The organism is Pontiella sp., from assembly GCF_041622395.1.
Lineage (GTDB): Bacteria > Verrucomicrobiota > Kiritimatiellia > Kiritimatiellales > Pontiellaceae > Pontiella.
Window position 1 is genome coordinate 1 of sequence record NZ_JBFJYW010000124.1, and the last position, 10324, is coordinate 10324.

Consider the following 10324-nt stretch of genomic DNA (forward strand, 5'->3'; position numbering starts at 1 on the left):
CCATTACTTTTCGCTTCATGATGTTTTCCCTTTCGTTTGTTGTTCCAACAGCACTCTCCGCTCTCCGTACTTACGCATCCTCAATATTCCTAAATAGGATATTTTGAACCTAATGCATGGATTTGTAATCCTCTTGTACTATTCCTGCGTCCTTGTGTACGAATGGGGCCGTGAGCGAGCCGGGGCTACTGGCAAATCCGGAGAAGGCCATCCCGTTGCGTCAGGGGTGTTTCGCGATTCCGTTCCGGAAGGGATCGTCCGGATGGAAGATCAGGCGCCCCTCGGAACAGATATAGGCGCGCCCCTTGATCTTCGGAATGATCCGGCCGTCCCCGTCCCGGCGGTAGCTCGCTTCGAAGTGGCTGCCGATGATGCTTTCCTGAATCCAGATTTCGCCTTCCTGCAAGCGGCCATCCTCGGCAAGGCAGGCCAGTTTCGCGCTAACGCCGGTGCCGCACGGCGACCGGTCGTAGGCGCCGCCCGGGCAATACACGAAATTCCGGCTGTTCGCCCCGGGCAAGCCCGGCCGGCCGAAGAATTCGATGTGATCGATCTCGGCGCCGTCCTTGCCGGTAATGCCCGCCTTGCGCAGCGCCTCCTTTACGATTCGCGCCTCGACCAGCAGCTCCTCGACCCGGTGGAGCTCAAGGGCGATCGGGCCTTGCTCGGCGAGAAAAAACCAGTTTCCGCCCCAGGCAACGTCGCCGCGAATGGGATCTCGATCGGGCCGTTCCACCGCAACGCCTTTGCGGTAGCGGTAGCTTGCGACGTTTTCAATGCTGGCCTCGGTGGGGGAGATCAACTCTACGCCCACCAGGCCGACGGGCGTTTCGATCCGGTGTTGGCCGGTTCCGATACGCCCCAGATGGGCGAGGGTGACCGCCAAGCCGATCGTCCCGTGGCCGCACATGCCCAGAACCCCCTCGTTGTTGAAAAAAATCACCCCGGCCGCGCAACCGGGGTCGACCGGTTTGCACAACAAGGCGCCGACCAGGTCGTCCGACCCGTGGGGCTCCAGGATGCACATCCGGCGAAACGAATCGAAAGAAGCGGCAAAAAGATCCCGCCGTTCCCGGAGCGATCCGTTTCCAAGGTCGGGGCCGCCCTCGATAATCACGCGGGTGGGTTCGCCTTCGGTATGCGAGTCGACAAACGTTACGGGATTTTGCATGGCCTGCTCCTTCTGTTTCCAGCGCTATCGGAACCGGTCCGCCCGATAGGGGGACGGATCGATGTGCGGTTTGCCGCCGCCGACCAGTTCGGCAATCAACCGGCCCGTGATCGGCGCCAGCGACATGCCCAACATGCCGTGACCGGTCGCCACGAACGCATTGGACAAGTGCGGGGTCGGCCCGATGATGGGGAGCGAATCGTAGGTCATCGGGCGCCAACCATACCAGGGTTCTCCGTCGGTCGTCGCGAGCGGTTGCGCGAGATATTCGTTGGCACTGCTTCTGAGCAGCTCCAGGCGCCGCTGCGGGATGCTGGAATCGTAGCCGGTGAACTCCATCATCGACCCCACCCGGAGCCCGTTTTGCAGCGGCGAAAGGCCGACGCGGTGTTCCGGAAGCAGGGCGGGGTAGGTTGGACCGTTGAGCTGGTCCGTCGTAATCGAATAGCCTTTGCCCGGCTGGATCGGCAGTTTCAGCTCCAAGGCCTCCTGCCAGTGCGGCGAGAGCGCCCCCGTGGCCAGGACCACCTGGGCGGCCGCGAGCTCGCCTTGGCCGGTGACCAGGGCGGTGACCTTGCCGGCCTGCTTGCGGATCGCTTTCAGGCCACAGTGTTCAACGAGGGTTACTCCCCGCGCTTCCAGAAAGCCCCGCAGCGCGGCGGTGAAGCGAGCGGGATTCAGCGAGGCATCCTCTTGATAGAGGAATGCGCCCGCGAGGTCGTTTCGGTAGCCGGGATCCATGGCATGCAGCTCGGCGCCGTTCATGCGTTTGGCCCGGATGCCGAACTCGCGCGCCAACAGATCGTCGGTCCGGCTTTGGGCGTCGAACCCCTGCGCGGTGCGCAGCACGTAGAGCAGGCCCTGCTTGCGCCATTCGCAGTCGAAGTGTTCTCGCTCCATCAGCGTGTTGTATTCGGCCATCGACGCTTCAAGGATGGTCTGGAGGGCCCGTCCGGCTTCCAGCATGTAGCGGTGCCGGCATCGGATGGCAAACTGGAACAGCCAATGCCACAGCGCCGGATCCATTCGTGGCTTGATCTTGAACGGGCCGTTGGGGCGCAGCATCGATTTGAGGCTGGTCCCGATGGCCCCGGGCTCGTTCAAGGGAAGGACATGGCAGGGGCAGATGTAGCCGCAGTTCGACTGCGAGCAGGCGCCCCCCGCCGTCTCCTGATCAATCACGGTTACGGTGTAGCCGGCCCGTTCCAGATAGTAGGCGCATGCCAGACCGATCACTCCTGCTCCGACAACAACGACTTGGCTTTTATCGCTCATGGGATCATCTCGTTCGGGGTTCGGCCTGGATTGAAAGCGCCCGGCCGGGCGCTAGTTCAGGCGGAAGGCGACCGACTTCTTGGCTTCGGAAGAGGGGCCCACCAGAACCGTATAGGCACCGGCTTCGAGCACGGGTTCCATTTCGAGTCCGGTGAAGACCAGCATGTCGGGGGTGATGGTGAACGCGACATTCTTGGTTTCGCCCGGCTGGAGCTCGATCTTCTCGAAGCCCTTGAGCTCCTTGTTCGGGCGCATCACCTGGCCGATCTCATCCTTCACGTACAGCTGCACCACTTCCTTGCCCGCGCGTTTGCCGGTGTTGGTGACGTCGACGCTGACGACCACCTGGCCGTCGCGTTCCATCGTCGGGCTGGAAATCTTGAGGTTGTCGTAGGAGAAGGTGGTGTAGCTGAGTCCGTGGCCGAAGGGGTAGAGCGGGCCGGGCTCGGTGAAGAGGTAGCCCTTCTTATAGTTGATCTCCTTCTGGCTGTAGTGGAACGGCAGCTGCCCAATGGTGCGCGGCACGGTGACCGGCAACTTGCCCGACGGGCAGACATCGCCGAAGAGCACCTTGGCAATCGACTCTTCCCCGAATTCGCTCAGGTCCCAGCAATCGACGATCGCGTCGGCCTGTTCCGCAATCACGTTGATCGAAAGGGTGCGGCGGTGCTTGAGCACCACGACCACGGGCTTGCCCAGCGCCTTGATCCGTTTCACCAGATCATCCTGCTGGCCGACCGGGTCGAGGCTGTCGCGGTCGCCCAGCGCCCAGCCGAAGAAGGCTTCCTTGGAGGTGAAGAAGTCGCCGCCGACGAACAGCACGGTCAGGTCGGCGTCTTTCGCGATATCCACCAGTTTTTGCACTCCGGCCTCGGTATCGGTGTTGAGCGTCGGCCGCTGGCGGTTGTCGTCGGTGAGTCTGAAGCCCTTGTCGGAAACGAAGCGGACGCCCGGGCCGGCGATCTTTTCAAACGCGGCCTGCGTGTCGTCGGCCAACAACGGGCCGAGCAGGGCGATCTTTTTGCCGGAGGTTTTGTCTAGCGGAAGCCGGTTGTCCTGGTTCTTCAGCAGGATGATCGACTCCTCGTCGAAGGTGCGGGCCAGCGCCAGCGAGGCGTCGGAACGAACCTCCACCACTTCGTCCAGCGGGTTGTAGGGTTGGTCGAAGAGGCCCAGGATGAATTTCACGCGCAGGATATAGCCCGCCGAGCGGTCGATGTATTCCATCAGGCTCGGGTCTTTCTTTACCATGTCGGGGAGGTAGACATAGGCGTCGTCGCTGTAGAGATCGAGGTCGACTCCCGCCTTCAGGCCGAGTTCGGCGGCGGCTTCCGGCGTTTCGGCCACCTTCATGAAGAAGTGGAGGCGGGCAACGTCGTTGGCGTCGGAGACCACATAGCCCTTGAAGCCCCACTGGTTGCGCAGCACTTCGGTGAGCAGCCAGCGGTTGGCGTGGCTGGCCACGCCGTTGATGTCGCCGTGCGAGGCCATGATGCCGAGCGCATGCGCGCCCCGAACGGCCGCCTTGAACGGCGGGAAGATCTCGTCGATCAACACGCGCGGCGAAATGTCGATGGCGGCGAAGTTGGTGCCGCCTTGCACCTGGCCGTAGCCCGCGAAATGCTTGACCACCGCGCCGATGTGCGTCGTGTTGCGGTCTTTTTCCGCCCCGCCATAGCCGCCCTGCACGCCCAGCACCGACGCGAGAATCATCTGGGTGGTCAGGTAGGTGTCTTCGCCGAGCGCCTCGCTCATGCGGCCGAAGCGCGGATCGCGAATGATGTCGGCCTCCGGCGAATGGCACATGTGCATGCCGCGCAGGCGCGCTTCGCGGCCGATCACGTCCCACACCGCACGGACCAGTTCCCGGTTCCAGGACGCCGCGAGGTTGATCGGACGGCCGAAGACGGTGCAGCCATGGGCATCGACGCCGTTGTACGATTCGGTCACGAACAGCGTTGGAATGCCGAGTCGGCTGTTTTCGATGATGTGCTTCTGCAACTGGTTGTTGAGCTTGGCCGCACGCAGCGGCGTCAGGGCTTCGCCCGGGTTCTTGATGCCGCCCATGCCGTTGGTCAGCCGTTCGGCGGTATCGCCCTTCAATTCCATTTGGTCGTCTTTGTTGAGCCGGATGCCGCGGTTGGCGTGGAACATCCGCATCTGGAGCACCTTTTCCTCCAGCGTCATCCGCGCGAGCAGGTCGGCGACGCGCTCGTCCACGGTCAGGGATGCATTCTTGTAGGGCTCGACGGCGCGGGAAAGACCGGGGACCAGAAGCACGGTCAGCGCCAGCAGTACGGTTCTATGTTTTTTCATTTCACTTCCTTTGTTTTTAGATAGGTTTTTGCAAAGCGGATGCCCAGCTCAATCTGGCCTTTGGCACTGTAGTGGAGGTTGTCTTCCTGGCCCGGAACCTGGTCTTTTGCCGCTGTCGCGGCGGCCCCGCGGATATAGGCGTTCTTTTCCAGATCATCGGTCGGGACCATCACCGTGTTCTCGACGCCGAGGTTGGCCTGCGCCTCGCGCACGATTTCCGCATAGGCGAAGCGCGGGCGTCCCATGAAGCTTTTGGCGGGATTGATCTGGCCGAGCATAAAGAGGAGGTTGGGCTCGTTGGTATCCCGGCGGATCGCGGCGATGTGCTTCACCATTTTTCCCTTATAGGCTTTCGCGTCGGCCTCGGTCCCCGAATCCCGTTCGCCCTGATGCCAAAGCATGGCCGCAAGCGTGGCGTCGGGGACGGTGGCTTGGGCGTTTCGGTAGGCCCCGAGCAGTTGTCCATACAGCTCGCCATCCGTTGCCCAGCGATCCATCGAGGTGCCGCCGACGGCATGCTTGATGATGCCGATATGGCGGTCGGGTTGTGCTTGGGCAAGCGTGTAGGCGAAACCGATCTCCGGGCCGAAGCGCTGTTTGATTTCCAGCGGCTCCCACCTCTTCCGTTTATCGTTCCAGATGGAGACGTTTCCCGGCGCGGAACGAAAGGCGGCGAACGCCTCGGTCTTCGGAAGATCCGGGGTAAAGCCGTTGCCCTTCATGTTGGATTGTCCGCCGAGCAGGAACAGCACATCCGGCTTCGCGGGCGCTCCCATGACCGTACAGACGGCCATCACCGGTATAATGCAGAGAATGGATTTCATGAGCACCGTGTTGTTGTTGGACAGGATAACAGGATGAACGGGGTGTCCGCTAAATCCTGTTACCCTGCCTAAAAAACTACTGAACGAGCTTCAGGTTTTGATCCAGCCGGTATTCGGCTCCGGCCTGGGTGTTGGAGGTCCACACCTTGTCGCCGTAGACGACCTTGCAGGGGAGCCCCGATTTCGAGCGGATCGTGGCCGCGACGAGCCGGCCGTCTTTCCACGCCATGTCGACTTCGAAGTTGCCGCGGGCGCGCAGGCCCTTGAGCGAGCCCGTAGACCAATCGGCGGGCAGGGCGGGCAGCAGTTGGATTTCCTGCGCGTGGCTCTGCACCAGCATTTCGCAGAAGCCAGCGGTGCCGCCGAGGTTGCCGTCGATCTGGAAGGGCGGGTGCGAGCAGAACAGGTTGGCGTAGACGCCGCCGCCGCTGTTGCCGTAGATGGTGCGCGTTTCGCCGACGAGGTTGATCAGGCCGCGCATCACCTTGTGCGCCCGGTCGCCGTCGCCCAGACGCGCCCAGAAATTGATCTTCCACGCGCGGCTCCAGCCGGTGCTGGCGTCGCCGCGGGCGTTGAGCGAAACGCGGCAGGCCTCGGCCAGCTCCGGCGTGAGCGCCATGCTGATCTGGCGGCCGGGATAGAGGGCGAACAGGTGCGAAACGTGGCGATGCTTGTCTTCCGGGTCATCCTTGTCGATTTCCCATTCCTTCAGCTGGCCCCAACGTCCGATCGCCGGCTTCAGCAGGGCGTCGCGCATCCCGGCGATTTTGTCGCGGAACGCTTGATCGTCGCCCAGCGCATCGGCCGCTTCGACGGTGTTGTTGAAGAGGTCGAAGATGATTTCCTGGTCGTAGGTGACGCCTTCTTCCGGCTCGTATTTATATTGCTCCGGCGACCAGCCGTCGGGCGTAACCAGCGTACCGTCGGGGCGGCGCTTGAGGTGGTCTTCCCAGAAAAGGCAGACCTCCTTCATGATCGGGTAGGCGACGGTGCGGAGATATTCCGGGTCGCGGCCGAAGGCATAGTGCTCCCACAAATGCTGCGCATACCACGCGCTGCCGGGGCCGTTCCATTTCCAATAGCCCACGCCGCAGGCATTGTTCATGGTGCGGATCGTCCAGCCGCGCACGTCGCCATACTGGATCCGGGTGATCTTCGCGCTGACCTCGCGGATGCTGTCGACATATTCGATGAACGGGATGTGGCACTCCGCGATGTTCGCGGTTTCGACGGGCCAATAGTTCATTTCGACGTTGATGTTGGAGTGGTAGTCGCCCGCCCAGGCCGGCTGATTGCTGTGGTTCCAAACGCCCTGCAGGTTGGCGGGCAGCGCGCCGGGACGCGAGCAGCCGATCAACAGATAGCGCCCGAACTGGCAGAACAGCGCTTCGAGTTCCGGGTCGGAGGTTTGGTCGTCGCGGTAGGCGGCCAGCCGTTCTTCCGTGGTTTTGGCGCGCAGGGCCGGGGCGGTTTCGCCGAGGTTGACCGCGAAACGGCCGAAGATGGCCTGATAGTCGTTCAGGTGTTCGGCCAAGAGCGCCGCAGTGCTTTTCGCGGCGGCGGCATCGACGGTTTTCGTTACGCGGGCGTGGGGATGTTCGCCGATCCAGTCCTTGGCGTGGTCCTGTTCGAAGTTGGTTCCTGCGCTGAGGATCAACGTAATGCCGTCGCTCTTTTTGAATTCCAGGCCCAGCGGCGGCATCGGGACGATGCCGGGGTTTTCCGGTTTTCCGCGTTTCAGTTCGCCGCCCTGATTGAGCACCTGCAGCTGCGCCTCGTATTCGAAGCCGTTGCCCATATCGCCCGTGGCGATGAAGCGGGTTTCCTTCAGCGCAATATCGGCGTCGTGCATATCGGTCAGCCAGACGCGTCCGTTGAGGGCGCCGGGCTGGTCGGCCTTCAGCTGGAAGACGATGACGTTGGCCGGGTGGTTGGCGAAGGCGGTTTGGGTGTAGTGGACGCCCTCGTAGTCGTATTCGACGGTGTGGACGGCACGTTCCAGATCAAGCGCGCGGCGGTAGTGGGTGACTTTGGCCGGGTCGTGGCCGAGACGGATGAAGATGTCGCCGAAGGCCTGATGCGCGCCCATGCGCCCGTCGCCCTCTTTCCCGATATGTTCCGGCTGGGTTTCCCGGACGCCGCTCCAAAGGCTGATCTCGTTGAACTGGATGCGTTCGATCTCGGTGCCGCCGAAGAGCATCGCGCCCATCGGGCCGTTGCCGATCGGCAACGCCTCTTTCATCCACGATTCCGCGGGGCGGTCGTACCAGAGGGTGAGGGGCGCCGCCGCTCCCGCAGTCAATGTGGTGATGGCGAGCATCGCCCCTACCTGCTTGAATGATTTGTTTCTATTCATGGCTGCTTACCTTTCATTCCCGGTGACAGACGAGTGTTCGACAAAATAATTGCTGCTCATGGTGGAGGAACTAATTATTTTGTCCGAAATCATTTTGTCGGATCTCTGTCGTGAAGTGGTTTTAGTTGATTTCCTTTAACATCGTTTTGCCCATTTCGGTGCCGAGCCAAATCTGGGACGGGCCGTTGAAGTGGGTGTTGTCTTTGAGTGTTTCAAGATGGTCGGTGCCGATGATGAACACATGTGGGTCCTGCGCGGCAACTGTTTCCTGCGCCTGCTGCACGGTTTTTGCGTGGTCGAAACACCACGGCGTCTCTTTCAGCAGGCTCGACGAGATGCGGCCCATCACGATGGGAAGCGCCGGCTGGCCGGTGCGGGCGCGCACGTCCGCGAAAAACGTTTCGAGGTTTTCTTCGTAGGCCTGCGCCTTTTCGAGTTCCTCCGCATCCGATTCGCCCTGCATCCAGAGCAGGCCGCAGATTTCGTAGCCGGTTCCGCTTTCGCGGAGCTGCCCGAGCGCGTTTTCCACGTTGGCAAAAAACCGCGTGTTCATCGGCTCTCCGGGGAGCCAATGCTTCCACAGCTTGGTGCCGCCGGCCGAGGTTTTGACGATCGCGATGGTCGCGTTGGGGAAGGCGTTTGCCATCTCGTGGGTGAAGGCGAGTTCCGGGCCGAACTGGAAGCGGCGTTTTGCGGCGAACGAATCGGTACCCAACGGCACCCACGTTTTAAGCGCGTTGTCCCACGTCTTCGCGTTCGCCGGGGGAACCCGGTAGGCCTCCGGCACCTCATCGGCCTTGCCGCAGCCGTCCATGTTCGATTGCCCCCCCAGGATAAACACTTTGACCGCGGGCGCGTGCGGGGTGGTTCGGCAGGCGCACAGGGCGACGGCCGTCAATATCACGAAGGGAAGGGCGAGGGGTTTTAAATTCATCGGACCAGACAGGGTGCAGTGGCGGCGGCCACCAGTTCGCGGGGAAGGACGGGCGTGGCACTGTCCTGCGTGCAAACGAAGGTGCCCACCCGGTTGGCGTGCTCATTGATGTCCGCCAGCGACCGGCCGTTCAGCAACCCCATGCAGAGCGCCGCCGTAAAGGAGTCGCCCGCACCGACGCTGTTGATGGCTTTGCCGGGGCAGCCCGGATGGTCGTCCGCTTCATCGCCGGCGAGAAGCAGGCTGCCGTCAGGGCCGCGCGTGTAGGCGATCAGCCGGATGCCGAACCGCTCGCGCAGGCTTTCGAGCCGCTCCTCGACCGAGCCCTCGATGCCGAACATCTCCGCCAGCACGGGCAGTTCCTCGTCGCTGAGTTTGAGAATATTGCAGAGTTCCAGCGAGGCCATGACGGACGCCTGCGAAAAGTAGGTTTGCCGCAGGTTGACGTCGAAAATTTTCAGTGCGTCGGGTTTCATCCAGTCCAAGAAACCATGGATGGCGGCGCGCGAGGCGAAGCTGCGCTGGGCGAGCGAACCGAAACACACGGCGTCGGCTCGCTGCGCGAGCTCCTCGGTTTTCCCCGTAAAGGGAATATGGTCCCACGCGACGTTCTCGCAGATTTCATAGGTCGGCTTGCCGTTTTCCAGCGTCACCTGCACCGTCCCCGTGGGGTGCGCGTTGACCGCAATGTAGCGGTCGTCGACCCCGATTTCCCGGAGCACCTCGCGGATTTCCGCGCCGAGTTGGTCCGCGCCGACGGCGCTGACCGGATAGCCGTCGGCGCCGAGCTGGTCGCAGTGGTAGCTGAAGTTTACGGGGGCGCCGCCCAGCCGCTTGCCTTCGGGGAAGACATCCCACAAAAGCTCGCCGATGCCGGCCACAACGAATGGTTTTTTCATTACCGCTTCCTTTAGTGAAGAATGATGTAGAGCACGACCATGATCGCGAACAGGATGCCAGCCATGACGCGCGGGTCGGTGAGGGTGCCTTCCATCTTGCCGCGCAGCGCGTCGAGCGGCCGCGTCCAGCAGAGGCCTTCCACCTTTTCGGGGGCGGGCGCCGGCGTGCAGAGGCTCACCACGAAGTAGACGATGCTCGAGAGGATGAACAGATACCAGCCCACCTGCATGAACGGAATGCCCAGTTCCTTGGCGATCAACTGCTTTTCGCCGATCAGCGGAATGTCGATGGCGAGATAGATCAGGCCGACAACGACGTTGAAGATCATGGCGGCCAGTGCGCCCTGGTTGTTGCCGCGCTTCCAGAAGATGCCCCACAGGAAGATGGCGGTAATGCCCGGCGCGAAGGCCATCGGGATTTTGTTGATCGCCTCGAAGATGCTGCCGAACTTGCCGCCCTGCGTCGACCAGAGCATCGCCAGCACGACCACGACGCCCGCCGTGATGCGGCCGATCGTGACCAACTGGCGGTCGGGGGTGTTGGGCCGG

At 62.3% G+C, this 10324-nt stretch carries 8 protein-coding genes; all 8 read right to left on the reverse strand.

The features are described from left to right. Positions 1-220: 220 nt before the first annotated feature. Positions 221-1171, reverse strand: a complete 951-nt coding sequence (locus tag ABYO54_RS08680) for a proline racemase family protein (protein ID WP_372807857.1) — start codon at positions 1169-1171, stop codon at positions 221-223. A gap of 24 nt (positions 1172-1195) precedes the next feature. Next, positions 1196-2446: an NAD(P)/FAD-dependent oxidoreductase gene (locus ABYO54_RS08685; RefSeq protein WP_372807858.1), complete on the reverse strand. Its 1251-nt coding sequence runs from the start codon at positions 2444-2446 to the stop codon at positions 1196-1198. A gap of 51 nt (positions 2447-2497) precedes the next feature. Next, entirely contained in the window at positions 2498-4762 is a 2265-nt protein-coding gene (locus tag ABYO54_RS08690) for a glycoside hydrolase family 3 N-terminal domain-containing protein (RefSeq protein ID WP_372807859.1), read from the reverse strand. Further along, positions 4759-5586, reverse strand: a complete 828-nt coding sequence (locus ABYO54_RS08695; RefSeq protein ID WP_372807860.1) for a sialate O-acetylesterase — start codon at positions 5584-5586, stop codon at positions 4759-4761. Before ABYO54_RS08695 ends, ABYO54_RS08690 begins: the two co-directional genes overlap by 4 nt. 76 nt (positions 5587-5662) lie before the next feature. After that, positions 5663-7942, reverse strand: a complete 2280-nt coding sequence (locus ABYO54_RS08700; RefSeq protein WP_372807861.1) for a glycosyl hydrolase family 95 catalytic domain-containing protein — start codon at positions 7940-7942, stop codon at positions 5663-5665. A gap of 121 nt (positions 7943-8063) precedes the next feature. Then, positions 8064-8876, reverse strand: a complete 813-nt coding sequence (locus ABYO54_RS08705) for a sialate O-acetylesterase (protein WP_372807862.1) — start codon at positions 8874-8876, stop codon at positions 8064-8066. Beyond that, positions 8873-9775, reverse strand: a complete 903-nt coding sequence (locus tag ABYO54_RS08710) for a carbohydrate kinase (protein ID WP_372807863.1) — start codon at positions 9773-9775, stop codon at positions 8873-8875. The genes ABYO54_RS08705 and ABYO54_RS08710 overlap by 4 nt, the downstream gene beginning before the upstream one ends. An 11-nt stretch (positions 9776-9786) precedes the next feature. Beyond that, the coding region (locus ABYO54_RS08715) for a sodium:solute symporter family transporter (protein WP_407992463.1) at positions 9787-10324 on the reverse strand (538 nt) is incomplete at its 5' end.